At 68.3% G+C, this 24,424-nt stretch carries 27 protein-coding genes; 18 read left to right on the forward strand and 9 right to left on the reverse strand.

Annotation, left to right across the window (positions count from 1 at the left end; genetic code table 11):
• The first annotated feature begins 141 nt into the window (after positions 1 to 141).
• Complete coding sequence (locus ACREEF_RS12405) at positions 142 to 282, forward strand: hypothetical protein (protein ID WP_431565881.1); 141 nt, start codon at positions 142 to 144, stop codon at positions 280 to 282.
• A 968-nt stretch (positions 283 to 1,250) separates the two neighbouring features.
• On the opposite strand, the gene ACREEF_RS12410 is transcribed toward ACREEF_RS12405, so the two are convergent.
• From ACREEF_RS12410 to ACREEF_RS12420, 3 genes are all read right to left on the reverse strand, one after another.
• Positions 1,251 to 3,653, reverse strand: coding sequence for a PAS domain-containing sensor histidine kinase (locus ACREEF_RS12410; RefSeq protein WP_431565882.1), 2,403 nt, complete (start codon positions 3,651 to 3,653; stop codon positions 1,251 to 1,253).
• A gap of 113 nt (positions 3,654 to 3,766) precedes the next feature.
• Complete coding sequence (locus ACREEF_RS12415; protein WP_431565883.1) at positions 3,767 to 4,357, reverse strand: hypothetical protein; 591 nt, start codon at positions 4,355 to 4,357, stop codon at positions 3,767 to 3,769.
• A gap of 93 nt (positions 4,358 to 4,450) precedes the next feature.
• Positions 4,451 to 4,864 carry a CBS domain-containing protein gene (locus tag ACREEF_RS12420; RefSeq protein WP_431565884.1) on the reverse strand — a complete coding sequence of 138 codons (414 nt, stop codon included), beginning with the start codon at positions 4,862 to 4,864 and terminating at the stop codon, positions 4,451 to 4,453.
• 207 nt (positions 4,865 to 5,071) lie between these two features.
• Here ACREEF_RS12420 and ACREEF_RS12425 point away from each other — a divergent pair, with 207 nt between their 5' ends.
• The 5 genes from ACREEF_RS12425 (at position 5,072) to ACREEF_RS12445 (ending at position 11,263) form a co-directional block, all read left to right on the forward strand.
• Entirely contained in the window at positions 5,072 to 5,884 is an 813-nt protein-coding gene (locus ACREEF_RS12425) for an isocitrate lyase/PEP mutase family protein (protein ID WP_431565885.1), read from the forward strand.
• A gap of 61 nt (positions 5,885 to 5,945) precedes the next feature.
• Positions 5,946 to 7,805 carry a monovalent cation:proton antiporter-2 (CPA2) family protein gene (locus ACREEF_RS12430; RefSeq protein ID WP_431565886.1) on the forward strand — a complete coding sequence of 620 codons (1,860 nt, stop codon included), beginning with the start codon at positions 5,946 to 5,948 and terminating at the stop codon, positions 7,803 to 7,805.
• A gap of 2 nt (positions 7,806 to 7,807) precedes the next feature.
• Positions 7,808 to 9,118 carry a nicotinate phosphoribosyltransferase gene (locus ACREEF_RS12435; protein ID WP_431565887.1) on the forward strand — a complete coding sequence of 437 codons (1,311 nt, stop codon included), beginning with the start codon at positions 7,808 to 7,810 and terminating at the stop codon, positions 9,116 to 9,118.
• Positions 9,119 to 9,195: 77 nt separating this feature from the next.
• Positions 9,196 to 9,768: an NADPH-dependent FMN reductase gene (locus tag ACREEF_RS12440; protein WP_431565888.1), complete on the forward strand. Its 573-nt coding sequence runs from the start codon at positions 9,196 to 9,198 to the stop codon at positions 9,766 to 9,768.
• A 43-nt stretch (positions 9,769 to 9,811) separates the two neighbouring features.
• Positions 9,812 to 11,263, forward strand: a complete 1,452-nt coding sequence (locus ACREEF_RS12445; protein ID WP_431565889.1) for a cryptochrome/photolyase family protein — start codon at positions 9,812 to 9,814, stop codon at positions 11,261 to 11,263.
• Here the strand turns inward: ACREEF_RS12445 and ACREEF_RS12450 are convergent.
• Positions 11,260 to 11,916 carry a class I SAM-dependent methyltransferase gene (locus ACREEF_RS12450; protein WP_431565890.1) on the reverse strand — a complete coding sequence of 219 codons (657 nt, stop codon included), beginning with the start codon at positions 11,914 to 11,916 and terminating at the stop codon, positions 11,260 to 11,262. The two genes, ACREEF_RS12445 and ACREEF_RS12450, sit on opposite strands and share 4 nt — an antisense overlap.
• 134 nt (positions 11,917 to 12,050) lie before the next feature.
• On the opposite strand from ACREEF_RS12450, the gene ACREEF_RS12455 reads away from it, so the two are divergent.
• From ACREEF_RS12455 to ACREEF_RS12465, 3 genes are read left to right on the forward strand one after another with little or no spacing between them, the layout of a single operon-like run.
• Entirely contained in the window at positions 12,051 to 12,455 is a 405-nt protein-coding gene (locus ACREEF_RS12455) for a hypothetical protein (RefSeq protein ID WP_431565891.1), read from the forward strand.
• On the forward strand, positions 12,455 to 12,652 hold the full coding sequence (locus tag ACREEF_RS12460) for a helix-turn-helix transcriptional regulator (RefSeq protein ID WP_114817898.1): 198 nt from the start codon (positions 12,455 to 12,457) through the stop codon (positions 12,650 to 12,652). The genes ACREEF_RS12455 and ACREEF_RS12460 overlap by 1 nt, the downstream gene beginning before the upstream one ends.
• 46 nt (positions 12,653 to 12,698) lie before the next feature.
• On the forward strand, positions 12,699 to 13,625 hold the full coding sequence (locus tag ACREEF_RS12465) for an alpha/beta fold hydrolase (RefSeq protein ID WP_431565892.1): 927 nt from the start codon (positions 12,699 to 12,701) through the stop codon (positions 13,623 to 13,625).
• 53 nt (positions 13,626 to 13,678) lie between these two features.
• Here the strand turns inward: ACREEF_RS12465 and ACREEF_RS12470 are convergent, their stop codons facing one another.
• Together ACREEF_RS12470 and ubiA are read right to left on the reverse strand one after the other, a co-directional pair.
• The gene (locus ACREEF_RS12470; RefSeq protein WP_431565893.1) at positions 13,679 to 14,521 is read right to left on the reverse strand and encodes an RsiV family protein; all 843 of its coding nucleotides are present in this window, start codon (positions 14,519 to 14,521) and stop codon (positions 13,679 to 13,681) included.
• Positions 14,522 to 14,544: 23 nt separating this feature from the next.
• Positions 14,545 to 15,525 (reverse strand): 4-hydroxybenzoate octaprenyltransferase, encoded by a 981-nt coding sequence (gene ubiA, locus ACREEF_RS12475; protein WP_431565894.1) that lies wholly within the window; start codon positions 15,523 to 15,525, stop codon positions 14,545 to 14,547.
• Positions 15,526 to 15,650: 125 nt separating this feature from the next.
• Between ubiA and ACREEF_RS12480 the strand changes: the two genes are divergently transcribed.
• The 3 genes from ACREEF_RS12480 (at position 15,651) to ACREEF_RS12490 (ending at position 17,586) form a co-directional block, all read left to right on the forward strand.
• Positions 15,651 to 15,866: a DUF4287 domain-containing protein gene (locus ACREEF_RS12480; protein ID WP_292034389.1), complete on the forward strand. Its 216-nt coding sequence runs from the start codon at positions 15,651 to 15,653 to the stop codon at positions 15,864 to 15,866.
• Positions 15,867 to 16,010: 144 nt separating this feature from the next.
• Complete coding sequence (locus tag ACREEF_RS12485; protein ID WP_431565895.1) at positions 16,011 to 16,691, forward strand: hypothetical protein; 681 nt, start codon at positions 16,011 to 16,013, stop codon at positions 16,689 to 16,691.
• A 250-nt stretch (positions 16,692 to 16,941) separates the two neighbouring features.
• Complete coding sequence (locus ACREEF_RS12490) at positions 16,942 to 17,586, forward strand: hypothetical protein (RefSeq protein WP_431565896.1); 645 nt, start codon at positions 16,942 to 16,944, stop codon at positions 17,584 to 17,586.
• A gap of 3 nt (positions 17,587 to 17,589) precedes the next feature.
• On the opposite strand, the gene ppk2 is transcribed toward ACREEF_RS12490, so the two are convergent.
• Positions 17,590 to 18,333, reverse strand: coding sequence for a polyphosphate kinase 2 (gene ppk2 / locus ACREEF_RS12495; RefSeq protein ID WP_431565897.1), 744 nt, complete (start codon positions 18,331 to 18,333; stop codon positions 17,590 to 17,592).
• Between the two features lie 295 nt (positions 18,334 to 18,628).
• On the opposite strand from ppk2, the gene ACREEF_RS12500 reads away from it, so the two are divergent.
• Positions 18,629 to 18,832 carry a cold-shock protein gene (locus ACREEF_RS12500; RefSeq protein ID WP_105564392.1) on the forward strand — a complete coding sequence of 68 codons (204 nt, stop codon included), beginning with the start codon at positions 18,629 to 18,631 and terminating at the stop codon, positions 18,830 to 18,832.
• Positions 18,833 to 19,019: 187 nt separating this feature from the next.
• Here the strand turns inward: ACREEF_RS12500 and gluQRS are convergent, their stop codons facing one another.
• Together gluQRS and ACREEF_RS12510 are read right to left on the reverse strand one after the other, a co-directional pair.
• Entirely contained in the window at positions 19,020 to 19,871 is an 852-nt protein-coding gene (gene gluQRS, locus ACREEF_RS12505; protein WP_431565903.1) for a tRNA glutamyl-Q(34) synthetase GluQRS, read from the reverse strand.
• Complete coding sequence (locus ACREEF_RS12510; RefSeq protein WP_431565898.1) at positions 19,868 to 21,001, reverse strand: JmjC domain-containing protein; 1,134 nt, start codon at positions 20,999 to 21,001, stop codon at positions 19,868 to 19,870. The genes gluQRS and ACREEF_RS12510 overlap by 4 nt, the downstream gene beginning before the upstream one ends.
• Before the next feature lie 48 nt (positions 21,002 to 21,049).
• Here ACREEF_RS12510 and ACREEF_RS12515 point away from each other — a divergent pair, with 48 nt between their 5' ends.
• The 5 genes from ACREEF_RS12515 to ACREEF_RS12535 all read left to right on the forward strand — a co-directional run bounded on the left by ACREEF_RS12515 (position 21,050) and on the right by ACREEF_RS12535 (position 24,318).
• Positions 21,050 to 21,706 (forward strand): DNA-3-methyladenine glycosylase family protein, encoded by a 657-nt coding sequence (locus ACREEF_RS12515; protein WP_431565899.1) that lies wholly within the window; start codon positions 21,050 to 21,052, stop codon positions 21,704 to 21,706.
• Positions 21,652 to 22,353 carry a trimeric intracellular cation channel family protein gene (locus ACREEF_RS12520; RefSeq protein WP_431565900.1) on the forward strand — a complete coding sequence of 234 codons (702 nt, stop codon included), beginning with the start codon at positions 21,652 to 21,654 and terminating at the stop codon, positions 22,351 to 22,353. The genes ACREEF_RS12515 and ACREEF_RS12520 overlap by 55 nt, the downstream gene beginning before the upstream one ends.
• Before the next feature lie 10 nt (positions 22,354 to 22,363).
• A complete protein-coding gene (locus tag ACREEF_RS12525; RefSeq protein WP_431565901.1) occupies positions 22,364 to 22,762 on the forward strand; it encodes an ASCH domain-containing protein in 399 nt (132 codons plus the stop codon).
• A 136-nt stretch (positions 22,763 to 22,898) separates the two neighbouring features.
• Positions 22,899 to 23,474 carry an HNH endonuclease gene (locus ACREEF_RS12530; RefSeq protein WP_431565904.1) on the forward strand — a complete coding sequence of 192 codons (576 nt, stop codon included), beginning with the start codon at positions 22,899 to 22,901 and terminating at the stop codon, positions 23,472 to 23,474.
• A 169-nt stretch (positions 23,475 to 23,643) separates the two neighbouring features.
• Positions 23,644 to 24,318, forward strand: coding sequence for an integrase arm-type DNA-binding domain-containing protein (locus tag ACREEF_RS12535; protein ID WP_431565902.1), 675 nt, complete (start codon positions 23,644 to 23,646; stop codon positions 24,316 to 24,318).
• Positions 24,319 to 24,424 lie beyond the last annotated feature (106 nt).

Consider the following 24,424-nt stretch of genomic DNA (forward strand, 5'->3'; position numbering starts at 1 on the left):
CGGCCTCGTTCTCCCGCAGGATCCCGATGATCTGCTCTTCCGAGAATCTCGCTCGTTTCATTCCGTCCGTCCTTTCAAGGGCCGGACTCTAGCTCCGCGTGGAGGAAATTCTCAGGGGCACGTCAAGATCTCGCAGGGCTAGTGCTGGAGGTCGTGTCGATCATTAGTTCGGTGGCACGGAAAAAGGTCTGGTCGGAGGCGGACCTGATCCTGCTTGACGCCGCGCGTGAGGTGCTGCCGTCCGACCAGCGCGAAAGGCTCAGGCTCGAACTGCCAGAATAGATTGGAATGACGGCAAAGGGTCGATTCCGGTTCTGGGCCTCAGCGCCGAAAACGGACATTGGCGTTCTGGTCCGGGAGCGGACATGGCTTCCGTCAGCAAAGGGTGAGAAGCGGACGTTGCTCCAGAGGCTGTTTCAGGCAATCGTCCAGCATGGCAATGGGTCAACCGGTAAGTAGTCGGGTATTCCTCACGGTCGCTGCAGTTGCATGCGTGTCTCTCGGGGCGTGCGAGAACGCCACGGTTCCAACCCCGCATCAGGTTTCCAGCGAAGAATGCGGTCTCGCGGCCAAGGCGCTTGAGCGATTGATAAGTTGGGAGCGGCCCCTCACTTACCCTTGGCATCTCGATCTTGATGCACCGCCGACTTCTTGGGAACGCGATGCCTTCGTTCACCCCGCGATGCTCGAACAGGCTGGAGCACAGGAACGATATATTTGGCTTGAGCATGTTCCCGAAGCACCTTCCCCGCTGCCTCGGTTCCTCCGTCGTCGTGAAGCGGACCCCGAAGCCGTGAGAGGCCCGTCGGTCGAGATGGCTCAAGTCTTCGCTGCAGTCACCCCGATCAATGCCGCGAGTTGCCCGGAGGTGCACGCCTATGCAGCTTCCCAAAAGGCACTACCGACGCGAGGCGACAGCAGGCAGAGCCCCCGCCGACCAAACGACTTGTGGTTCATGGTGGAGCGGGCCGTCATCTCTCCCGATGGGAAGGAGGCAATCGTATCGGTCGCCATGGATTCTGTCGGCACGCTTGTTCTCTATCGTAAGCAGCCCGATGGCAGTTGGCAGGAGGCCGCCATAGTGCATTCGTGGGTATCGTAGCGGCGCGTTTTCAACGTCCGCAACGGGTCGATCTGTGACTTTGGGCTCAAGTTGCAAGGCGGACGCTCGGAAACGGGTAACGCCCGTTCACCTGCGGCGACGTTCAGGCAAGCGCCGTCCGGGATGACGGGCAGGTCGTGCTAGGGTCTCAGGCCGCCTGCGCCTGAACCCGTTGGGGGGCGGCGCCGGCGGGGGCCATGGCGCCTTCGGGGGCGCGGAGGGGGAGGTCGAACCAGACGGTGGTGCCGTGGCCGGGTTCGCTCTCGATGGTCATGCGGCCGCGATGCAGTTCGATCAGGGACTTGGTCAGGGCCAGGCCCAGGCCGGTGCCCTGGGTGGTCTTGGAGTGCTGGCCCTCGACCTGTTCGAAGGGCTGGGCCAGGCGGTCCAGATCGGCGGCGGCGATGCCGATGCCGGTGTCGGTGACCGAGACGCGGACATGATCGGCGTCGTGGGGCGCGACGGTGACGGTGACGGCGCCGCCCTCGGGGGTGAACTTCACCGCGTTGGAGATCAGGTTCAGCATCACCTGCTTCAGGCCGCGATGGTCGGCCTCGATCTGAAGCGCGTCGGGGGCGACGAGGCCAAGGGTCAGGCCAGACTCCATCGCCTTGCCGCGCATCAGGCGGATGGCGTCGTTGCACAGGGCGTTCAACGACACGGCCTCATAGTGCAGGGTCAGCTTGCCGGCCTCGATCTTGGCCATGTCGAGGATGTCGTTGATCAGGCTGAGCAGGTGCTGGCCAGACTGGTGGATGTCGGCGGCGTAGCCCTTGTAGCGGCGGTCGCCGAGCGGGCCGAACATCTCGCCGGCCATGATCTCGGAGAAGCCGTTGATGGCGTTCAGCGGGGTGCGCAGTTCGTGGCTCATATTGGCCAGGAATTCGGACTTGGCCTGGTTGGCGGCCTCGGCGCGGGTCATGGCGACCTCGTACTTGCGGGCCAGCAGCGACAGCTTGGCCTCGCGGTCTTCCAGGGCCGCCACCATGCCGCGCAGCTCGTCGGCGGCGCGGCGACGCTCGGCCTCCTGACGACGGATGACGGTGATGTCGGCGCAGATGACCACGGTGCCGCCGTCGCCGGTGAAGCGTTCGGCCATCTGCAGCCAGCGGCCGTCGTTCAGCTCGACCTCGCGCACGCCGGCGCGTCCGCTGGCCGAGGGATGTTCGGCCTTGATGGCCTCGGCGGCGATCTGGTTCAGGGCGTCCTTCTGGGCTCCTTTGCGGACCACGCCCGCCGGGAAGGCAAAGGCGTCCTGGAAGGCCTGGTTCCACAGGATCAGGCGGCCCTGACGGTCGAACAGGACGAAGGCGTCGGACACGCTTTCGATGCCGTCGCGCAGACGGTTCTCGGCCGCCTGGGCCTGGGCCTTGGAGCGGCGGGCCTCGGTGATGTCGAGGGCCACGCCCAGCAGGCTGGTGAAGCCCGCGTCGCGGCGCGGCTGACGCGACTGGCCGCGCGCGTCGATCCAGCGCACGCCGCCGGACTTCAGCGGCACCGGGAAGGTGACGTCGAAGGCGCCGTGGGCCATGGCCTGATCCAGGGCCTCGACCAGGGTTTCGCGATAGCGGGGGTGGACGCGCTCGATCAGAGCCTGGGTGGTCAGGGTCTGGCCCGGTTCGACCTCCAGCAGGGCGGCCATATAGTCGGACAGGACCATCTCGCCGCGCGCCAGATCCCATTCCCAGACGCCGCAGCGGGCGGCCTCGACGGCGACGCGGAAGCGACGTTCGGTGTCGGCCCACTGGCGGCCGGCGCGGGCCTGGCGCCAGTTCTGCACCGCGATCAGCACCAGCAGCAGGACGACCAGAAGCAGCGGCGCGGCCAGCAACCAGGCGTCGTTCAGCCAGGCCGCCAGGCCGCCGACGACGGGCAGGGCGGCGACCACGGCATGGTCCGTCCCGGCTATGGGCGCCGAGGCCGACAGGCGAGGTTTTCCGTCCGGTCCCTTGACCGCGCGGGCGGCGTCGGCGGGCGCCTGTCCGGCGGGAACGACGCTCAGGGTCGCGCCCTTCAACGCGGTTTCCAGCGGGGGCAGGGGGGTGCGGGCGAGGATGGAGCGCTCGTCGTCGACGGCGCGGCGGCTCGACAGGGCGTTGTCGCGCAGGACGTAGGCGTCGACGGCCCCGGCGGCGGCGTCGGTCTTGCCGCCGGTCGCGGCGAGAATCTTTCCGTCGCGGTCGAGCAGGGCGAAGCCGGCGTCGGGGGCCAGGGCGCGGGCGCGGTCCAGGGCCTCGACCGCCTGTCCGGGCGCCTGTCCGGGATGGGCGGTCAGGTCGCGCGCGGCCAGGGTCACGGCGCCGGAGGTCGAGGCCAGACGGGATTCAATCTGCGCCGCCGCCAGCCGCGCTTCCAGCGTCAGAGCCTCGATCCGCATGGCCTGGGCCTCGCGCCGGGGGCGGCCGTCGTCGTGGATCACCAGGGCGGCGTAGGCCGTGATCACGAGGGCGATGGCGAGCAGCAGGATGCGCGCCCAGGGCGCGGCGCCCTGGGTCGTCTGGTCCGTGGCGCGTCGGCCCGGCCCATAGCTGCGACGCTCAGTGCCTCGCAAGCCGTTCCTCCCGTCATGAAATACGGGGGGAATCTAGGCTGCGTCGCGGATTCCTGTCGAGGCCCGGCGTGGAAGCCTTTTCACCTGACGGGCGAGCGGAGCGTCGGCGCCGGTCAGGCGGCCTCGGAGGCGTCCGACGATGGCGCGCGGCCGCCTTCGGCCGGGGCGCTCGGCGCGGCCAGGATGTCGGTGATCTGGCGCAGGATGTCGCGGGCGCGGCGGGCCAGGCGGACGCTTTCCGGGGGTGCGTCCTCGGGCGTCTCCGACACGGTTTCGACCAGTTCGCGGGCCAGTTCCATCAGATCCGGCGCGGCGGCGATCAGGCGGGACTGGAACTCGATGCGTTCGGGGTCGCGGTCGTATTCGGCGCCCGGCACGCGCCAGCCGCCCCAGTCGGCCTTGTCGGTGACGACGACCGGATAGGAGCCGGGGAAGGGGTGGTGGGCGCAGTCGGCCGGTTCCTGCCACTTGTTGCGGGCGCGCAGCACGCGCCAGTCGCCCAGGGCGGTGGCGACGAGGTTGTCCTCGGCCGGAGGCTGCAGTTCGGCGGCCATGAACTCGCGGCCCAGGCCGACGTCGTAGGTGATGCGGACCGGCTCGTCGAAGCCCTTGGCCCAGACGGGCAGGACCTTTTCGACCTGGGCCCAGGCGCCGACGCTCTCGACCCAGACCTTCTGGCCCTTCTGGAACTGCGCGCGCGCCATGCCGTCTCTCCCCTGCGAAGGGGGCAGCATGGCGCGCCAGCCGTTATCGTCCGGTTCCGCGTCGTGGTTAGCGAGGGGTGAATGCGTTGGGGGTCAGGCCGGGCGGGAAATCTCTTCCAGCGCCTCGCCGGCATAGCGCTCCTTGACCCGCGTCGACAGGTCGCCCAGCGACACCACGCCGACCAGACGGCCGTCCTCGTCGACCACGGGCAGGCGGCGGATCTGGTGTGAGCCCATCAGGTCCAGCGCGACCTTCAGATCGTCGTCGGCGCGCACCACCAGGGCGTCGCGACTGAGGAATTCGACCACGCGCGCGTTCGGCGCGGCGCCCGAAGCCACGGCGCGGACGGCGATGTCGCGATCCGTGACGGCGCCGATCAGGTTTTCTCCATCGGCCACGGGGACGAAGCCGAAATCACCCGCCGCCATGCGGGCGGCGACTTCCTGAAGGGTGTCGTGGGGACGGGCCACCTGCACGTCCCTGCTCATCACGTCGCGAATTCTCATGGGTCTCTCCAACCGGCTCCGGCTTGGCTGTGGGAACCCCCGACGACAAGGGCGGTTCCGGAGGCGTGGAACAGCGGGGGCGGGTTGGGACTGGAAAAGTCAGCGGCAGACGCGAAGCGGAGGCTTGCACGCGCCATTCGTGTCCGAAAACCGCCGGACGCCGCTCCGTGGCCATGACATCAAGAGCGAACCTTGGAGGAGACCAGCATGACCGATCCGACCGCCCGCGCCGCCGCCTTTCGTGACCTGCACCGCCGCGGCGGCCTGATCCTGCCCAACGCCTGGGACGCCGCCAGCGCGCGGGTGTTCGAGAGCGCGGGTTTTTCCGCCATAGGCACGACCAGCGCAGGCGTGGCCTGGGCGCGCGGGGCGCGCGACGGCGAGGGGATGGACCGCGACGCGATGATGCGCGAGGTGGCGGCCGTCGTCCGGGCGGTCGGCGTTCCCGTGACCGCCGACGTCGAGGCCGGCTACGGCCCCTCGGCCCGGGACGCGGCCGAGACCGGGCGCGCGGTCTGGGCCGCCGGGGCGGCGGGCGTGAATTTCGAGGACGCGGACTATGCGGCGCCCGGCGCCCTGACGCCGATTGCGGGCCAGGCCGAACGGCTGGCGGCCCTGCGCGCGGCGGCGCCCGACCTGGTGATCAACGCCCGCACCGACGTCTTCCTGCTGAATCTGGGCGACAGCGACGATCTGCGAGTCGAGATGGCGGTCGAGCGGGGGCGGGCCTGGCTGGACGCCGGGGCCGACGTGGTCTTCCTGCCGGGCGTGACCGATCCGGCGCTGGTGCGGCGCCTGGCCGAGGGGATCGGCGGGCCGATCAGCCTGATGGCCGGGCCGGAGGCGCCGCCGGCCAGGGCGCTGTTCGAGGCCGGCGCCTGTCGCGTCAGCGTCGGCCCCTATCCCATGCTGGCGGTGCTGGAGCGGCTGAAGACCCTGGCCGACGGACTGGCCGCCGACTGGTCTGTGATGCGGCCCGCTGGCGACGGCCTGTCGCGGATCGGCGCCGTCTTCGGCTGATCGCCCTCGCCATCGCGACGCTTCGTCCCCACAATGGAGGCTCAAGCTTGAAGGGTGAGCGATGGCGGACGCGGCGACGGGACTGGAACTGGGCCATGTGGCGGCTCTGCTGGCGGCGGGGGTCGTGGCCGTGCCGGTGTTCCGCAAGATCGGGCTGGGCTCGGTGCTGGGCTATCTGGCGGCGGGCGCGGCCATCGGCCCGTTCGGTCTGGCCCTGTTCCGCGAGCCGGAGACCATCCTGCATGTCGCCGAGTTCGGCGTGGTCATCTTCCTGTTCATCATCGGTCTGGAGATGCGGCCCAAGCGTCTGTGGGGGATGAGGCACGAGATCTTCGGCCTGGGGGCGGCCCAGGTCGGACTGGCCGGTCTGGCCCTGACCCTGACGGCCATGGCGGCGGGGGTCTCGGCGCCGGTCGCCTTTGTCGGGGCCATGGGCTTCGTCATGTCCTCGACCGCCGTCATCGTGCAGATGCTGGAGGAGCGGGGCGACCTGCCGACGCCGGCGGGGCAGAGGGCGGTCAGCATCCTGCTGTTCGAGGACCTGGCCATCGTGCCGCTGCTGGCCATTGTCGCCATTCTGGCGGCGTCGGTGGGGACGGCGAGCGAGAGCGCCGCCCCCCTGTGGCAGACCATCGGCCTGGCGGTCGCGGCGGTGGCCGGGGTGCTGGTCGCCGGACGCTATGCGATCAATCCGGTGTTCCGCTTCCTGGCCCGCAACGGCGGGCGCGAGGTGATGACGGCGGCCGCCCTGCTGGTGGTGGCGGGCACGGCCTGGATCATGAACGAGGTCGGCCTGTCGATGGCCATGGGCGCCTTCCTGGCCGGGGTGCTGCTGTCGGACTCGACCTTCCGGCATCAGCTGGAGGCCGACGTCGAGCCGTTCCGCGCCATCCTGCTGGGGCTCTTCTTCCTGTCGGTCGGCATGGCGCTGGACATCGGGGTGGTGATCAACGACTGGCGCATCGTGGTCGCGGGCCTGCTGGCCTTCATGCTGGTCAAGGCCCTGGTCATCTATGTCGTCGCCCGGCTGTTCAAGGCCCGCCACCATGAGGCGATCGAGCGGGCGGCCCTGTTCGCGCAGGGCGGGGAGTTCGCTTTTGTCCTCTATGGCGCGGCGGCGGCGGGCGGGGTGATCGACGGTCAGGCCAGCGCGGCCCTGACGGCCATCGTCATCCTGTCCATGGCGCTGACGCCGCTGACGACCCTGGCGATGAAGCGCTGGCTGCCCAGAGAGGCGGGGCTGTCGCCGGAAGAGGCCGAGGGCGTGGACGCGGCCGAGGGCCTGCGCGGCCAGGTGCTGATCATCGGCTTCGGCCGCTTTGCCCAGGTGGTGTCACAACCGCTGCTGGCGCGCGACGTGGACGTGTCGATCATCGAGAACGACGTGGAGATGATCCAGGCGGCGGGGAATTTCGGCTTCAAGGTCTATTACGGCGACGGGACGCGGCTGGACACGCTGCGGGCCTCGGGCGCGGGCAAGGCCGAGGCGGTGCTGGTCTGCGTCGACAAGCCGGACGCCGCCGACCGCATCGTCCAGCTGGTCAAGTCGGAGTTTCCGGGGGTGAAGCTGTTCGTGCGCGCCTTTGACCGGGGCCATTCGCTGCGCCTGATCGCGGCGGGCGTCGACTATCATATCCGTGAGACCTTCGAGTCGGCGCTGGCGTTCGGCGAGGCGGTGCTGGTCGATCTGGGCGTGTCCGAGGACGAGGCGGCCGAGACCATCGCCGACGTGCGCCGCCGCGACGCGGCGCGTCTGGACCTGCAGGTCACCGGCGGGCTGACCGCCGGACGGTCGATGATGCGCGGCAACGCCGTGACGCCGGAACCCGAACCCTACATCAAGCCCAGCCGCGTCGGGCGGCTGCTGAACGAGGACGAGGCGGGACCGCCCGCGCCTCAGAGTGAAGAACGGGCCGACTGAGCATGGCGAGCGTCGATCTGGCCAAGCGGGCCTATGACCACGGCTGGCGGCTGGACCCCATCGTCCGCAGCCTGCTGGACACCGACTTCTACAAGCTGCTGATGCTGCAGCTGATCTGGCGGCGGCATCGCGACGTGCCGGTGACCTTTAGCGCCATCAACCGCACGACGACGGTGCGGCTGGCCGAGGAAGTGGACGAGGCGGAGCTGCGGGCGCAGCTGGATCATGCGCGGACGCTGCGCTTCTCGAACCGGGAATTGATCTGGCTGGGCGGCAACACCTTCTATGGGGTGAAGTCGATCTTCCGCCCCGACTTCCTGGCCTGGCTGGCCGACTATCGCCTGCCCGAATACGACCTGTCGCGCGGGGCGGACGGGCAGTTCCGGCTGGAGTTCTCAGGCGGTTGGGCCGAGGTGACGCTGTGGGAGATCCCGGCCCTGTCGATCCTGAACGAGCTGCGCAGCCGCAAGGCCCTGCGCCGGTTGGGCCGGTTCGAGCTGGACGTCCTCTATGCGCGGGCCAAGACCAGGCTGTGGGGCAAGGTCGAGCGGCTGAGGACGCTGGAGCCGCTGGCCATCTCCGACTTCGGCACGCGGCGGCGGCACGGTTTCCTGTGGCAGGGCTGGTGCGTCGAGGCGCTGAAGGAGGGGCTGGGCAAGGCCTTCATCGGCACGTCGAACGTCCTGCTGGCCATGAACAATGATCTGGAGGCGGTGGGCACCAACGGGCACGAACTGCCGATGGTGCTGGCGGCCCTGGCGGGGGACGACGACGCATTGCTGCGGGCCGCGCCCTATCAGGTGCTGGAGGAATGGCGGGCGACCTATGACGGCAACCTGCTGGTGGCCCTGCCGGACGCGTTTGGGACAAGAGCGTTTCTGGCCGACGCGCCGGACTGGCTGGCCGACTGGAAGGGGTTCCGGCCGGACTCCGCGCCGCCGATCGAGGGCGGGGAGGAGATCATGGCCTGGTGGGCGCAGCAGGGCCGCGATCCGCGCGAGCGGCTGCTGGTCTTCGCCGACGGCATGGACGTGGACACGATCGAGGCGACCCACGCCCACTTCAAGGGACGGGTGCGGACCAGTTTCGGCTGGGGCACCAATCTGACCAACGACTTCCGCGACTGCGCGCCCGCGCCCATGCCGGAGCTGACGCCCATCTCCCTGGTCTGCAAGGTGACGCGGGCGGGCGGCCGGTCGGCGGTCAAGCTGTCGGACAATGTCGAGAAGGCGACCGGCGACCGCGGCGAGATCGCGCGCTATCTGCGGGTCTTCGGCGAGGCCGGGCGCGGACGTCAGGCGGTCACGGTCTGAGGCGGAACCGCCAGGTTTTCTGAGGCATTTGGCTGGGGACGGCGGTCGGCGTCGTCTCACCCAGCGGGATGCGCGTCATGACCACCTATAACGTCGGCTATATCGTGGGGTCTCTGGCCAAGGGCTCGATCAACCGCAAGCTGGCCAAGGCCCTGATCAAGCTGGCGCCCGAGAAGCTGAAGCTCCACGAGATCTCGTATGCGGATCTGCCGATCTATTCCTACGACCATGACGGCGACTTTCCGGCTGCGGCGACGGCCTTCAAGGCGGCGATCAAGGGCTCGGACGCCATCCTGTTCGTGACGCCGGAATACAACCGCTCCATCCCCGGCGGGCTGAAGAACGCCATCGACTGGGCCAGCCGTCCCTATGGAACCAACAGCTTCGCGCGCAAGGCGACGGCGGTGATCGGGACCTCGCCGGGGGCCATCGGCACGGCGGTGGGGCAACAGCATCTGCGCAGCATCCTCAGCTTCCTGCAGGCGCCGCAGATGAACGCGCCCGAGGCCTATATCCAGTTCACGCCGGGCCTGATCGACGATGACGGAAACGTCTCGGTCCCTTCCACCGAGGACTTCCTGCGGGCCTATATGGAAGAGTTCCATCAGTTCATGGCGCGCGTGCTGACGGTCTTGCCGCGCGACGCCTGATCGCTCAGGGAGGCGAACCGTCACCGCAACCTCAGGACGCCGCTTGCCCGCCTCTCCGCCCGTCATCCTGTGGTTCCGCCGCGACCTGCGGCTGGCCGACAACCCGGCCCTGCATCACGCCCTGGCGACCGGGCGGGCGGTGCTGCCGGTCTATGTGCGGGACGAACGGCTGGAGGGGCGGGCCATCGGCGCTGCGTCGCGCTGGTGGCTGGACAAGTCGCTGCGGGCGCTGGACGCGGATCTGAGGACGCGCGGCGGGCGGCTGATCCTGCGGCGCGGCGACGCCGAGGCCGAGTTGCGCCGTCTGATCGAAGAGACGGGCGCCGATCAGGTCTTCATGAGCCGCCTGTTCGAACCGGAGGCCTTGGCCCGCGACGCCGACATCGCCCACGGGGTGAAGGCGGACGGGATCGAGTGCCGGGGCTTCAACGCCAGCCTGATGTGCCGACCGGGCGCGGTGCTGAACGGGTCGGGCCAGCCGTACAAGGTGTTCACCCCCTTCCTGAAGGCGCTGTTGACCGTCGCCGAGGCCCCGCAGCCGCTGGCGGCGCCCGAAGCGATCACGGTGCCGGACGGGGTGTCGAGCGAAGCGGTTGACGACTGGGGCCTGCATCCGACGCGGCCCGACTGGTCCAGCGGCTTTGTCGGGACGCCGGGCGAGGCGGGGGCGAAGGCGGCGCTGGCGGCCTTTGTCGTGGGCGGGCTGAAGACCTATTCCACCGACCGCGACCGGCCGGACCGGGCGGGGACCAGCGGTCTGGCGGCGCATCTGCACCGGGGCGAGATCGGGCCGTGGCGGGCGATCCAGACGGTGCGCGCCGCCGCTGCCGAGGGGCGGGTTCCGGCGGGGGAGGCGGAGAAGTTCGTCGCCGAGATCGGCTGGCGCGAGTTCTCGGCCCATCTGCTGCACCACTTCCCCTATCTGCCGGAGCGGGCCTTCAAGCCCGAGTACGACGCCATGCCGTGGCGCGACGACGCCGAGGGACTGGCGGCGTGGAAGACGGGGCGGACGGGCTATCCGCTGGTGGACGCCGGGATGCGACAGCTGTGGGCGACGGGGACCATGCACAACCGCGTGCGGATGGTGGTCGCCTCCTTCCTGATCAAGCACCTGCTGATCGACTGGCGCGAGGGCGAGGCCTGGTTCTGGGACTGCCTGACCGACGCCGATCTGGCCAGCAATGTGCAGAACTGGCAGTGGGTCGCCGGGTCGGGCGCCGACGCCGCCCCCTATTTCCGCATCTTCAACCCGGTGGCCCAGGGCGAGAAGTTCGATCCGCAGGGGCGCTATGTGCGTTGCTGGGTTCCCGAGGTCGCGGGCCTGCCGGATCGCTGGATCCACGCCCCGTGGACCGCGCCGCCGATGGTGCTGGCCGAGGCGGGGGTGAGGCTGGGCGCGACCTATCCCCGGCCCATCGTCGATCACGTTGAGGGTCGCGAGCGGGCGCTGGCGGCGCTGAAGACGGTCAGCGCCCATCGGGGCGAAGGCGACTAGTCCAGCGACCAGACGCGCGAGCGTTTGACCTCCTGGTCCTCCAGCTCGCGCGTGGTGGGGACGGTGTATTCGGCCAGCAGGGTCAGGCCGGATTTCGGGAAATAGGTGCGGCCGGGGTCGCCGACGATGACGCGGGTGCCGTTGGCCTGCGCCTGCTTCAGCCAGGCCAGGACCGCCTCGGCCATAGGCTTTTCATAGAAGACGTCGCCGGCGCAGATCAGGTCCACGGGCGGGGGCGGGGCGTCCAGCAGGTCAGCGTCGGTGAAGGCGATCTCGACGCCGTTGGCCTTCGCGTTGGCGGCCACGGCGGCGGCACAGAAGGGGTCGATGTCGGCGGCCAGGACGCTGGCGGCGCCCGCCTTCATGGCGGCGACGGCGACCAGGCCCGAGCCGGTGGCCAGGTCAATGACGCGCTTGCCCGCGACCTGATCGGGGTTATCCAGCAGCCAGCGGGCGAGGGCCTGACCGCCGGCCCAGGCGAAGGCCCAGAAGGGCGGGGGCAGGCCCATGGCGCCCAGCTCTTCCTCGGTCAGCCGCCACAGGGGCGTGATCTCGTCCGCCAGCCACAGCGAAATCTCCGGCGCGTGCGGCACGGTCTGCAGCCGTGTGTTGGCGGCGATGAAGTCGGGGGAGTTGGCGGGCGTCAGGCGCATGGGGTCTGTCTAGGGCAGACGGACAGGCGGCGCGAGCGCTCCGACAAAAATCATGCTGGCCTGACAAAAAGTCAGGTTGACATGACATGAGCGTCGAGTAAGGTTGGCCTTACATTCAGTCAGGAGCGCCTTCCATGTTGACCCTGTCCAAACAAAACGCCCCCGCCGGTCGCCGCTGTGTGATCCGCACCATGGCCTTCATGGGCGGCTATGTCGCCGTCATGCTGGCGACCATCGGCGGCGCCTTTGATACGATCCAGGGCAAGCCCGCCGCCTGGGTCCTGGCTCTGGCGGTCGCCGCCCCTATCGCAGGCCAGATCTGGGCCACGCTCAGCTTCATGCGCGACAGTGACGAGTTCGTCCGCGCCGTCACCGCCAAGCAGTTCATCGTCTCGGCGGGCGTGGCCATGGCCGGCTTCAGCGCCTGGGGCTTCGGCGAGAGCTTCGCCGGGGCGCCGCACGCCGAGGGCTGGATGATCTACCCGCTGTTCTGGGCCGTGTTCGGCTGCGTCTCGCCCTTCATCCGATCGTCGAACTGATGAAGAACAAGCTGAAACTGCTGCGCGTCGAGCGCAACTGGACCCAGGAGCAGCTGGGTCAGGCGCTGGGGGTCTCGCGTCAGGCCGTCAACGCCCTGGAGACCGAGAAGCACGACCCCTCGCTGGACCTGGCCTACCGCATCGCCGCCCTGTTCGCGCGGCCGGTGGAAGAGGTTTTCGAGAACCCCCACGGCTGACGTTCCGCTGATCTCTGTGTCAGCTTAACCTTACAAGGATATCGCCATGCTGCATCACCGTCTGAACGGGCGTTCGACCCTGCGCGCCCTCCTGCTGGCCTCGGCTGTCGCCCTCGCCGCCGGAAACATCTTTTCCGCCGCCCATGCTGAACCGGCGCGGATCGAAGCGCCCGCTTTCGCCTCGGACCGGTTGTCGGTCGAGGTGATGGGCAATGGGCCTGACGTCATCCTGATCCCCGGTTTCGCCTCTTCGCGCGAGGTCTGGCGTCCGCTGGCGCAGCGGCTGGCGGCGACGCATCGGGTGCATCTGGTGCAGCTGGCGGGCTTTGCGGGCGAGCCGTGGAGCCACGGCGACGGCGCCTTCGTGCAGCCGGCGGTGGATGAGTTGGCGCGCTATGCGGCGACGCTGAACCGGCCCGTGATCATCGGTCATTCGATGGGCGGGCTGGCCGGGCTGATGGTGGCGCAACAGCACCCCGAGGCGGTCGGGCGGGTGATGAGCGTCGACAGCCTGCCCTTCTTCAGCGCCATGTTCGGGCCGACCGCGACGGCGGAGGGCGCCAAGCCTTTCGCCGATCAGGCGGCGGCGGGCATCCTCGGCGCTGACGCGGCGGGCTTCCGCCACCAGCAGGAACAGACGGCGGTCGGCATGATGAAGACCGAGGCGGCGCGTCCGGCCATGGTGGAGTGGTCGATGGCGTCGGACCGCCACGCCATGGCCTCGGCCATTCGCGAGGTGATGACCACCGACGCGCGGCCCGGTCTGGCGGCCATGACCACCCCGGTCTGGGCGGTCTATGCGGCGGATGCGAACGGCGGGGCGTCGGCGGCGATGGCGGACGCGGTCTGGGGGCGGGAGTACGCGGCCCTGCCGGGGGTGAAGCTGGTCCGCGTCGATGATGCGCGCCACTTCATCATGGTGGATCAGCCGGAGCGGCTGGGCGTGCTGGTGGATCAGTTCCTGGCGGACTGATTGGAGCGGAAGTAAGGGGCGCGCCCGATCGAATCAGGGCGCGCCCTCAGTTCTCACTTCAGGCGCAGGTCGTCGGTCACGTCGCCCGCCTTCAGCGGCTTGCCGCCGAACTCGGACGCATAGGCCGGGGCCAGCAGGCTCTGGAAGGTCGAGGCGGGCAGGGTGAGGTAGTAGGGGCCTTCGACGTAGGGGCCGACCGCATAGGCGTCGAACAGGAAGGTCAGGCCGCCGGCCTTGCCCCCCGACTGGCCCGGCGCATCGCCGGGGGCCAGGACGATGGCCAGGTCCTTCAGCTTGGGACAGGACCACATATCGCCGCCGACCTTGACCGGCGTCGCGCCGGGGCGGGCCTTCTTGGCGGTGTTGACGGCGTCGCACAGGGCGCGCTCCAGCGACGACAGGTCGGCGCCCTTGGCGAAGAGGTCGGCGGGAGTGATGCGGCGCTTCTCGGTCTTGTCCCACAGCAGGGCCGTGGCGACCGTGTTCGGGTGGGCGCCGCCGGAATAGTCGAAGTCGGTCCGCATGGCGCTGAACAGGCGGCCGGTCTGGACCGCGTCGCCATAGACGATGGTCTTCTCATACGGACCCATGGCGGATTCGCCGCCGGCCTCGGTGCGGTCGGCCTGGGCACCCTCGGCGTATTTGGCCAGCTCGGCGACCTCCTGACGATAGAGGGCGGCGTAGAGCTCGGGCTGGGTCTTGATGGCCTCGGGCAGGGTCAGGCTGACCTTGGCCCACTGGGTGGCGCTTTCGTATTTCAGTGGGCCGGTCGCGGTCGCCTCGGCGCTGGCCTTGGGCGTTTCGGCCTCCTTCTTCTCGGCGCGCTGGCAGGCTGCGAGCGAGGCCGCGACGGCGACGGTGACGAGAAGAATGCGAGCGGAACGCGAGGGGATCATGCAGGGGGACTCCTGGGGCGAGATCAGAAAGCTAGGCCGTTGAACGCAATCGCGGCCAGAAGGATCAATCCAGCTTCACGATTTGATTTGAACAGACGCAGGGCCAGGACGCCGTCCTCGGGTTTCAGGGCCTTCACCTGCCAGGCCAGATGCAGGGCGTAGGCGGCCAGACCGACGTAGAAGACGGGGCCGAGACCGGCCGTGAACCCGGCCGCGCCGGCCAGCAGGACGGCCAGGACGTAGAAGACCGCCACGCCCGGCTTGACCTGCGACCCCAGCCGCCGGGCCGAGGATTTGACCCCGGCCATGACGTCGTCCTCGATGTCCTGCAGCGCGTAGATGGTGTCGTAGCCCAGGGTCCAGAAGACGCCGCCCGCGTAGAGCAGCAGGGCCGACAGGGCGAGGTGGCCCATCTGGTTCAGGCCCTCGGCATGGAGCCAGCCCAGCGAGAACAGGCCGCCGGTCGCCGCCGCGAAGCCCAGCAGGGCGCCCCAGTTGAAGGTCAGGCCCAGCCAGGCCTGGGGCCACCAGGTGATGCGCTTCATGAAGGGATAGGCCGCGACCAGACCCAGCGACAGGGCGCCCAGCAGCACCGAGGTCAGGTTCATGCTTAGCAGGATGCACAGGCTGATCAGGCACAGGCCGGCGACGAAGGCCCAGGCCTGCTTGACGCTGATCTGACCCGCCGGGATGGGGCGCATGGCGGTGCGGGCGACCTGGGCGTCGAAGTCGCGGTCGACGATGTCGTTCACCGCGCAGCCCGCGCCGCGCATCAGGGAGGCCCCGATGGCGAAGCCCGCGATCAGCCACAGCTCATAGAAGCCGAAGGGGCGGTCGTACTGGTTGAGGGCCAGCATGATCCCCTGCCAGCCGGGCAGCAGCAGCAGCCAGATGCCGATGGGCCGGTCGAAGCGGCCCAGCTTCAGCCACGGCTTCAGCCCCTCGGGTGCGTAGCGGTCCACCCAGTTCTGGCGGGCGGCGTCGGGAAGCGGGGCTGTGCTCATGCAGGGGTCTTAGACCCTGAGGCCGTCGCGGGTGAAGGGGGCGCATCCGATCCGCGTCATGCGAGACCCATTGCGCGACGCGGCCATGCTGCGTTTAGTGGCGGTTCAACCGGAGGGAAGCGCCGATGACTGACGAGCCGATCAAGGGCCCCGCGTCCTATTTCCCCTCCATCGAGAAGAAGTATGGACGCCCCATCGCCGAGTGGAAGGCGGAGGTCCGCGCCCGCTATCCCGCCAAGCACATGGAACTGGTGACCCTGCTCAAGGACGAGCACGACATGGGCCACGGCCACGCCAACGCCATCGTCGCCCATACGCTGGCGGAAGACGGGTTGAAGTAGGTTGGGATGTGGCCGCTTTCGGACCCAGTGCGGACTTTAAGGTGTGGTCGGCGCGAGGCGCAGACGGTCTAGTTGGGCTTGGCTTTCACTCGATATGAACTGAAGCCCTTTTTCAGCCACGCCATCGTGGGGATGAACTGATCGATGATGATAGCCCTGATGGCGTCGGCCATGATCTTCGTTAGCGACAGCGTTCCGGACCCGGTTACCCAAGGTTGGCTTCTCTGTGAGCGGGAGGGGGCGACGCGGCAGCTTGCTCCGGTCGGCCCTGTTACGCGCGTGCTCAACCTCTACGTAAACGGAGAAAAGCCGGGGCCTGTAGAGCCGGCCGGCCTGCAGCCAATGGTCGCTACCTCAGAGCATGTGGATTACATGGTCGCTTTGGGAGTGAGTGCCATTGACGTTCTGATGTCCGGAAAACCGGCTTACACTCCCGGATTTGGTCCTGCAGAGCGAGGTGTTTACACTCTTCAAGTAGCAGATGCGGGGCGTCCGGAATGTCTACAGTACGAAGAGGCCGTGGCGAGGGCAAAAGCCCTTGGTCTGGATGAATTCGCAAAGCCCGACTTCGCTCCTTCGGGAAGTTGCCTCACTCTCACTCGAGTTGAACAGGACCTATCTTCGTACTCTCACTTCATTGTCAGCTATGTGGACCCAGTTGCATCGCGGTCAGGATACTTTCGATACGTCACCCAGTTGAGGCGAGGTGGCGGTGATGTTGTCGTGGAGGCGTCGACCTATGCGTTTGAACCTCCACGCAAACCGACCTGCGCTGCCAATCAGAACGCCTTGACGCTGGCCCATTTCCTACTTGAGATGGACTGACACTAGCGTCCGCTTTCCAGCCTAGTCGTCATTCCGGGGCGCGCAGCGAGCCCGGAACCCAGGCGGTCGCGGCTTCTCTGCCCCTGCCATCGGTTTCGGCGCCTGGGCCCCGGATCGTCCCTGCGGGCCGTCCGGGGTGACGGAGGTGGTCGGTCGAGAGAGCGCGTCCGCTTTCGCAAGGCGCGAGCGGCGGGGGCGTGGTAGGAAGGCCTGTCGCTGAAGCTTGTCGGCGGCCGACCGGAGGCTGTTCATGACGTTCCGTCAGCGCGGGGGCCGTCCGCCCGTCATCCTCTATCTGACCTGGGTCATCCTGATCGGGGCGGCGGTGGTCGGCTTCATCACCGACGAGTTCAGCGTCACCTTCGTCGGGGTCGGGACCCTGCTGCTGTCGCTGGTCCCGGTCTGGCTGGGCGAGAAGGTGGGGGTGACCCTGCCGACGGCCTTCGTCAGCGCCATCGCCGCCTTCCTGTGCGCCACGCTGCTGCTGGGCGAGGTCGGGGACTTCTATGAGCGCTACTGGTGGTGGGACGTGGTGCTGCACGGCGGCTCGGCGGTGGCCTTTGGACTGGTCGGGTCGCTGCTGATGCTGATGCTGGTCAAGGGGAACCGGCTGACGGCGGCGCCCTTCACCGTGGCCTTCTTCGCCTTCTGCTTCGCCGTCATGATCGGCGCGGTGTGGGAGATCTGGGAGTTCACCCTGGATCAGCTGTTCGGCCTGAACACCCAGAAGTCCGGTCTGGTGGACACCATGTGGGACCTGATCGTCGATGCGGGCGGCGCCCTGATCGGGGCGGGCGCGGGCTGGGCCTATCTGAAGGGACGGCAGAACGGGCCGCTGACCCAGGCCATCCGCGCCTTTGTCGACAAGAACCGCCGCCTGTTCGGCGACGACTGAGGTCTATTTGGCCAGCCGGCCCTTGGCCTTGTCGGCGGCGAAGACGATGTCGGCGTCGGGCTGCCTGGCTTCCAGCCCAGGGCAGTTCAGCCGGTGCAGGACGTGGCGGATGATGTTGAGCCGCGCCTGCTTCTTGTTGTCGGTGGCGACGACGGTCCACGGCGCATAGTCGACGTGGGTGCGGGCCAGCATTTCGTCGCGGGCGGCGGAATAGTCGCTCCAGCGTTTCTGGGCCTCGGCGTCCAGCGGCGAGACCTTGAAGCGTTTCAGCGGATGGGTGACGCGTTCCTCCAGCCGGCGCGACTGCTCATCGCGTGAGATGTCGAGCCACAGCTTGATCAGGGTCGTGCCCGACTGGGTCAGCATCCGCTCGAAATGCGGGGCGTCGTGCAGGAAGCGCTCGTGCTGCTCCGGCGTGCAGAAGCCCATGACCGGCTCGACCCCGGCGCGATTGTACCAGGAGCGGTTGAAGAAGACGATTTCACCGGCGGCGGGCAGGTGGTTGGCGTAGCGCTGGAAATACCACTGGGTCAGTTCGCGGTCGTTCGGCTTGGGCAGGGCGACGACGCGGGTCTGGCGCGGGGCCATGAACTCGGTCATGCGCTTGATGGCCCCGTCCTTGCCTGCGGCGTCGCGGCCCTCGAGGACGACGACCACCTTCAGCCCCTGTTCGATGGCCCAGGCCTGGGTCTCGACCAGCTGAATCTGCAGGGCCTCCAGCGTGTCTTCGTAGTCGTTCTTGGCCATGACTATGGATCCCTTGCCGTCGCCGGGAGCTTGCGGCCATTTCGGCCCGGACGCCAGCCCGTGTCGTCCGGGCGAATGACCCGTGTTCGATATTAACCAAGCAGCGCGATGAGGCCTTTCGCTTTACAGTTGACGCGCTGTGGATAGTCGGGTGACAACATCGTCGCAGTCCGGATTTCACGTGGGGTCCAAACCCGCGTCTCGCTCCTTCGCCTGAACGAGCTTGTCCAGATGGACTGACGGATTCTCCTGCGTGGAAATCCGCCTGGCAAAGCGCGTTTACGGAGACGCTAAGATGGCGACCGGCACGGTCAAGTGGTTCAACCCCACCAAGGGCTATGGCTTCATCCAGCCCGACAACGGCGGCTCGGACGTTTTCGTCCACGTCACCGCCGTTCAGAAGGCTGGCCTGCAAGGCCTCGATGAAAACGCCAAGGTCGAATACGAGCTGGAAAACCAGCGCGGCAAGACCTCGGCCGTGGACCTCAAGGTTCTCTAAGGCCGACGAACCCGCTTCGGGTTGAAAGGCGCGGACCCTACGGGTTCCGCGCCTTTCTTTTTTGGGTGAAGAGAAGGGCGCTATCGCGCGGCTCGCGGAGCCGCGCTGCTTGAGCGGCATCTTTCGTGCGCTACCGCGCTTCGCGCTGCTTGAGCGCGCAAGAGGCGCCGTAGCCGCAAGATGTGGTTCAGAACCCCAACTCAGCCCGCAGGGCCTCGGGCGTCAGGCCGCCGGCGCGGAGCTCGGCCAGGGTCACGGACTGGTCGCGCTTGGCGTAGCGGCGGCCGTCGGGGCCGGTCAGCAGGCGGTGGTGGCGATAGACGGGGGCGGGCCAGCCCATCAGGGTCTGGATCAGGCGCTGGATGTGGGTGGCTTCGAACAGGTCCAGGCCGCGCACGACGTGGGTGACGCCTTGCAGGGCGTCGTCGTGGGTGACGGCCAGATGATAGGCGGTGCCGGCGTCCTTCCTCGCCAGCACCACGTCGCCCGCCGTTTCCGGCCGGGCGCGGACGAGGCCGGTCTCGCCGTCGGGGCCGACGCCTTCCTCGATGAAGGACAGGCTGTTCCACGCTTCATCACCCAGGGCTTCGCGCGCGCGGTCCAGCGACAGCCGCCAGGCGTAGGGACGGCCCTCGGCCAGCAGGCGGGCTTCCTCGTCGGGCGCGTGCGGGCCGGGGCGGACGGCCTCGGCGGGGCCGTGCGGGGCGTCGCCGATGGCGTCGAGAATCTCCTTGCGGGTGCGGAAGCAGCGGTAGAGCAGGCCGTGCGCGTTCAGCGTGTCGACGACGGCGGCGTAGTCGGCCAGATGCTCGGACTGGCGCCGCACCGGCGTCTCCCAGTCGAGGCCGAGCCAGGTCAGGTCCTCATAGATGGCCGTCTCGAACTCGGGCTTGCAGCGGGTCGGATCGATGTCCTCGATGCGCAGGACGAAGCGCCCGTCGGCTTCGCGCGCCGCCGTCCACGCCGTCAGGGCCGAGAAGGCGTGGCCCCGGTGCAGACGGCCGGTGGGCGAGGGGGCGAAGCGGGTGGCGAACATCAGAAGCGCTTGAGCGCGCCGGCCTTCTCGGCCTGATCGATGGCGGCGCGGATGTCGGCTTCGGCCACGAAGTCGAACTGGGCGACCAGTTCCTCCAGCGCGAAGTCGGGCTGGGACAGGGCCCAGTGCATGGCGTGGGCCGCCGGGCCGACGCAGGCGGGGCCTTGCAGACCCGTCGGTCGATAGGCGGTCAGCGCCATCGGCTGCGGCAAGGCGAAGCGCGCCGGGCGCGGGACCAGCCGCTCCTGCGTCATCGCCACCTCGTCGCGGAAGGCCGGCAGAGCCGCCAGGCGCGCCAGTCGTTGACCAAGGTCTGTCAGGTGCGCCTGCAAGGCCTTGCCGCCGTCCCTGTCCGTCGGGGGCATATAGGTGCGGAAGGCCGGATCCTGCATCGCCGCCTGCTCCAGCAGGCTGAAGATGATGCGGCCATGGAGCGGCGTGACCGAGAAGGTCACGTGCAGCGAGGCGCCGTCTTGAGCCAGGGCGTCATGACACCAGCCGCGGGGGAGGTAGAGCACGTCGCCCGGACGCATTCGCACCTCGGTCATCAGCCGGCCCCGGCTCTGCGTCAGCCAGCGGCGGGTCTCGGGCGTGTCGGGCGGGAAGTCGACGGGCGCCTCGGCCCGGTTCTCATACAGGCGCCAGACCTTCTCGCCTTCGACCTGGACGGCGAAGACGTCGTGCAGGTCATAGTGGGTCCCGAAGGCCTGGACGCCCTTGAACGAGCAGTAGAGGTTGGCCCCGACGGCGGCGGCGAAGGCGCGGCTCAGCATGGCCGAAACCTCGGCCAGGCGCGGCGTCAGGTCCTGCGCGTCGCCAGCGACGACGCTGGCGCCGGTGGCCATGAAGACGGCGACCTTGGCCGGGTCGGGTCGGACCGACGGCCCCGACTGGGTCTGCACCGTGCGGCAATATTGTTCAGGCGGCACGGGGTCGGCGTCGCGCACCAGTTTCAGGCTCTGGGCGGTCCAGATCGACGACTGGTTCAGCAGGTCGTTGAAGGTGTTCCAGTTCAGCAGTTCCCGCTTCGCCGCGCTGTCGCCAGCGGGAATGTGCAGCGGTTTTCGGCCGTGAAACTCGGCGAAGAAGCGATCAGGGGTGATCGGGTGGAGAAGTTCGTCCAGAGTATGCATCGGCCGCCACGCTAGAGCGGCGCCGTTTCCCTGTCGATATTGACGATCATGGCCATAGCTCCTTCCGCCCCGTCCATCGCCGCCGCCCGCGAGGCCCTGGCCGACGCCGATCCGGCGCTGGCGCGGGCGCACGCCCAGACGCCGGTGTTCGAATGGCGGCTGCGGCCCGGCGGATACGAGGGCCTGTTCCGCATGATCGTGGAGCAGCAGGTCTCGGTCGCCGCCGCCGCCTCGATCTGGAAGCGGACGGTGGAGGGGCTGGGCGGGAGCGTGACGCCGGACGCCGTGCTGGCGCTGGATGTGGAGACCCTGCGCAGCTTCGGCCTGTCGGGGCAGAAGGCGAAATACGGCCATGAGATCGCCCTGGCCCATGTCGAAGGCCGCATCGATTTCGACCACCTGGAGCGGTTGGAGGACGCCGAGGCCATCGCGGCCCTGGTGGCCATCAAGGGGGTCGGCAAGTGGACGGCCGAGACCTTCCTGATGTTCTGCGAGGGGCGCCTCGACGTCTTTCCCGGCGGCGACGTGGCCTTGCAGGAGGCGATGCGCTGGGCGGACGCGGCCGATGATCGGCCGAACGAGAAGCAGGCCTATGCGCGGGCGGAAATCTGGCGGCCGCATCGCGGGGTGGCGGCGCATCTGCTCTGGGGATGGTATGGAGGGGTCAAGCGTGGCGATATCGCGCTGGAGGACCCGCCGACTTGAACCCGCTGACCGACGCCGACCTGACCCGGCCCGAAACCGTCCTGCCGCTGCTGGACTTCGCGGGCGTGGCCGTCTTCGCCGCCACCGGCGCCCTGGCGGCGGCGCGCGAGAAGCATGATCTGGTGACCTTCGCCTTCTTCGGGGCCATCACCGGCGTCGGGGGCGGGACCCTGCGCGACCTGCTGATCGGGGCGCCGGTCTTCTGGGTGCAGGACTGGCGCTATATCGCCGTCTGCGTGCTGGCGGCGACGGCCTTCTGGATGCTGGGTGCGCGGTCGTGGCGCTTCCGGGCCCTGCTGTGGCTGGATGCGTTCGGTCTGGCGGCCTATGGCGTCATGGGGGCGGCCAAGGCGGCCTCCTACGGCGTGGCGCCCCTGATCTGCGTCGTCATGGGCGTGCTGACGGCCTGTTTCGGCGGGGTCGTGCGCGACGTGCTGGCGGGCCAGCCGTCGATCCTGCTGCGGCGCGAACTGAACATCACCGCAGCCCTTTTGTCGGCGGGGCTGTTCGTGACCCTGAAGGCCCTGACCGTGCCGACCTGGCCGGCGGTGGGCGTGGCGGTTGTCGCGGGCTTCGGCCTGCGCGCGGGCGCTCTCCTGCGGGGGTGGAGCCTGCCGGCCTTCCCAACCGCGCCGACCCGAAATTGAGGACTGGCCCATGACCGATGTTCCCGCCGCCTATCGCGAGGCCCCGCGCTGGCCGTTCGGCGACAGTCCCGAGCTGGCTGATGAACTGCTGGCCCTGGTGCTGGCCGGCGGCAAGCGGGCGACCTGCTCCTCGCTGGCGGCGTGCGAGGCCGACATCATGCCGACGGTGGGCGAGATCAGCGTCATCCTCGACGGCGCCGGCGTTCCGCGCTGCGCCATCCGCACCACCGAGGTCGAGATCATGCCTTTCGAGCAGGTCAGCGAGGACTTCGCTCGCGCCGAGGGGGAGGGCGACCTGACCTATGAATGGTGGCGCGACGCGCACGAGGCCTATTACCGGCGCGAAGGGACGTGGGCGCCGGGCATGAAGGTGGTCTGCGAGCGCTTTGAACTGGTCGAGGTCTTCTGACGCGGCGTCACGAAAACACTGCATACCGGTCATGGCGACGAGGGAGAATCGGGCGTAGGCTGAGGCCATCAGACTAGGGAAGGAGACGTGTCCTCACTCCTGTCGCCTCAAGATCCCCCCGTATGAGCGGGAGGGCCTGATGCAGGTCCTGACCCGTCCCCCGTCCGGCTTTCCCGCCCTGGTGCTGAACGCCGACTTTCGGCCTCTGTCCTATTACCCGCTGTCGATCTGGCCCTGGGAAGAAGTCGTCAAGGCCGTCTGGCAGGAGCGCGTCGACGTGGTCGCCACCTATGACAAGGTGGTGCGCAGCCCGTCGATGGAGATGCAGCTGCCCAGCGTCATCTCGCTGAAGTCCTACGTCGATCAGGACCGCAAGCCCGCCTTCACCCGCTTCAACGTCTTCCTGCGCGACGGCTTCGCCTGCCAGTATTGCGGCGAGACCGGGCTGGCCCAGGACCTGACCTTCGACCACGTCATTCCTCGCTCGCGCGGCGGCCGCACCACCTGGCAGAATATCGTCGCCGCCTGCAGTCCCTGTAACCTGAGAAAGGGCGGGCGCACGCCGCAGCAGGCGGGAATGCCCCTGCTGCGCCGTACCGCGCACCAGCCGAACTCGTGGGAGTTGCAGGAAGCCGGTCGCCGTTTCCCGCCCCATTTCCTGCACCAGAGCTGGCTCGACTACCTCTACTGGGACATCGAGCTCGAACCCTAGGGTTTACCGGCGTTCCCCTTTGTTGCCCAAGTGCCTGAATGTTAGGCGCTTTGTGGGCGAAGGGTGGTTACTCGTAGTTACCTCTTTATCCTCCGATTTGCTCCATTCTGGTGACCATGTGCGGACCAGAAATAGGGCTCAAACCTCGCTGTGGCGGGACGGAGGAAACATGTCTGGTGACCATATGGTGACCATGCGTCTGACCAAAAGGGCCGTGGATGCCCTGGTGGCGGGCCCAGAGCGGTATTCAGCGTGGGATATCGAGTTGAAGGGTTTCGGGGTGCGGGTTTCTCCGCAAGGTCGGAAAACCTACATCGTGCGCTACCGAACTATCGGCGGCGCTGATCGGATGCTGACGCTGGCGACCCATGGGGTGCTGACGACGGAGGAGGCGCGCGAAGAGGCGCGGCGCGCCCTTGCACGGGCGGCCATGGGCGGCGACCCGCAAGGCGTAAAGGCTGAGCGCCGTGCGGAGATGACCGTGAGGGATCTGTGCGAGCTCTACATGGCTGAAGGAACGGCGACCAAGAAGGAGACGACGCTTCAGATCGATCGCATTCGTATCAAACGCCACATCAACCCCAGAATCGGCACCATGAAGGTCACGGATGTAGCGCGGGGCGATATCCAGCGGCTGATGATCGACATCGGGAACGGCCGGATCCGAAAGGATGCGACGCCTCATACAAGGGGCGGAAAGGGCGCCGCTGCCCGCACGATCGGTTTGTTGGGCGGCATCTTCAATTTCGCCGTCGAGCGAGGGTTCGTGGAGGAGAGTCCGGTAAAGGGCGTGAAGCGCTACCGGGACAATCGAAGGGATCGATTCCTGTTGACGTGCCCCTGAGAATTTCCTCCACGCGGAGCTAGAGTCCGGCCCTTGAAAGGACGGACGGAATGAAACGAGCGAGATTCTCGGAAGAGCAGATCATCGGGATCCTGCGGGAGAACGA

It is taken from the genome of Brevundimonas sp., assembly GCF_050729455.1.
Lineage (GTDB): Bacteria > Pseudomonadota > Alphaproteobacteria > Caulobacterales > Caulobacteraceae > Brevundimonas.

Bases quoted from the DNA above. Each gene is read 5' to 3' on its own strand.
- ACREEF_RS12500 (WP_105564392.1), top strand. From the start codon at position 18,629: ATGGCGACCGGCACGGTCAAGTGGTTCAACCCCACCAAGGGCTATGGC.
- ACREEF_RS12470 (WP_431565893.1), bottom strand. From the start codon at position 14,521: ATGATCCCCTCGCGTTCCGCTCGCATTCTTCTCGTCACCGTCGCCGTC.
- ACREEF_RS12455 (WP_431565891.1), top strand. From the start codon at position 12,051: ATGTTGACCCTGTCCAAACAAAACGCCCCCGCCGGTCGCCGCTGTGTG.
- ACREEF_RS12425 (WP_431565885.1), top strand. From the start codon at position 5,072: ATGACCGATCCGACCGCCCGCGCCGCCGCCTTTCGTGACCTGCACCGC.
- ACREEF_RS12435 (WP_431565887.1), top strand. From the start codon at position 7,808: ATGGCGAGCGTCGATCTGGCCAAGCGGGCCTATGACCACGGCTGGCGG.
- ACREEF_RS12420 (WP_431565884.1), bottom strand. From the start codon at position 4,864: ATGAGAATTCGCGACGTGATGAGCAGGGACGTGCAGGTGGCCCGTCCC.
- ubiA (WP_431565894.1), bottom strand. From the start codon at position 15,525: ATGAGCACAGCCCCGCTTCCCGACGCCGCCCGCCAGAACTGGGTGGAC.
- ACREEF_RS12415 (WP_431565883.1), bottom strand. From the start codon at position 4,357: ATGGCGCGCGCGCAGTTCCAGAAGGGCCAGAAGGTCTGGGTCGAGAGC.
- ACREEF_RS12450 (WP_431565890.1), bottom strand. From the start codon at position 11,916: ATGCGCCTGACGCCCGCCAACTCCCCCGACTTCATCGCCGCCAACACA.
- ACREEF_RS12430 (WP_431565886.1), top strand. From the start codon at position 5,946: ATGGCGGACGCGGCGACGGGACTGGAACTGGGCCATGTGGCGGCTCTG.
- ACREEF_RS12490 (WP_431565896.1), top strand. From the start codon at position 16,942: ATGACGTTCCGTCAGCGCGGGGGCCGTCCGCCCGTCATCCTCTATCTG.
- ACREEF_RS12525 (WP_431565901.1), top strand. From the start codon at position 22,364: ATGACCGATGTTCCCGCCGCCTATCGCGAGGCCCCGCGCTGGCCGTTC.
- ACREEF_RS12535 (WP_431565902.1), top strand. From the start codon at position 23,644: ATGTCTGGTGACCATATGGTGACCATGCGTCTGACCAAAAGGGCCGTG.
- ACREEF_RS12460 (WP_114817898.1), top strand. From the start codon at position 12,455: ATGAAGAACAAGCTGAAACTGCTGCGCGTCGAGCGCAACTGGACCCAG.
- ACREEF_RS12520 (WP_431565900.1), top strand. From the start codon at position 21,652: ATGGTATGGAGGGGTCAAGCGTGGCGATATCGCGCTGGAGGACCCGCC.
- ACREEF_RS12485 (WP_431565895.1), top strand. From the start codon at position 16,011: ATGATGATAGCCCTGATGGCGTCGGCCATGATCTTCGTTAGCGACAGC.
- ACREEF_RS12480 (WP_292034389.1), top strand. From the start codon at position 15,651: ATGACTGACGAGCCGATCAAGGGCCCCGCGTCCTATTTCCCCTCCATC.
- ACREEF_RS12465 (WP_431565892.1), top strand. From the start codon at position 12,699: ATGCTGCATCACCGTCTGAACGGGCGTTCGACCCTGCGCGCCCTCCTG.
- ACREEF_RS12510 (WP_431565898.1), bottom strand. From the start codon at position 21,001: ATGCATACTCTGGACGAACTTCTCCACCCGATCACCCCTGATCGCTTC.
- ACREEF_RS12515 (WP_431565899.1), top strand. From the start codon at position 21,050: ATGGCCATAGCTCCTTCCGCCCCGTCCATCGCCGCCGCCCGCGAGGCC.
- ppk2 (WP_431565897.1), bottom strand. From the start codon at position 18,333: ATGGCCAAGAACGACTACGAAGACACGCTGGAGGCCCTGCAGATTCAG.
- ACREEF_RS12440 (WP_431565888.1), top strand. From the start codon at position 9,196: ATGACCACCTATAACGTCGGCTATATCGTGGGGTCTCTGGCCAAGGGC.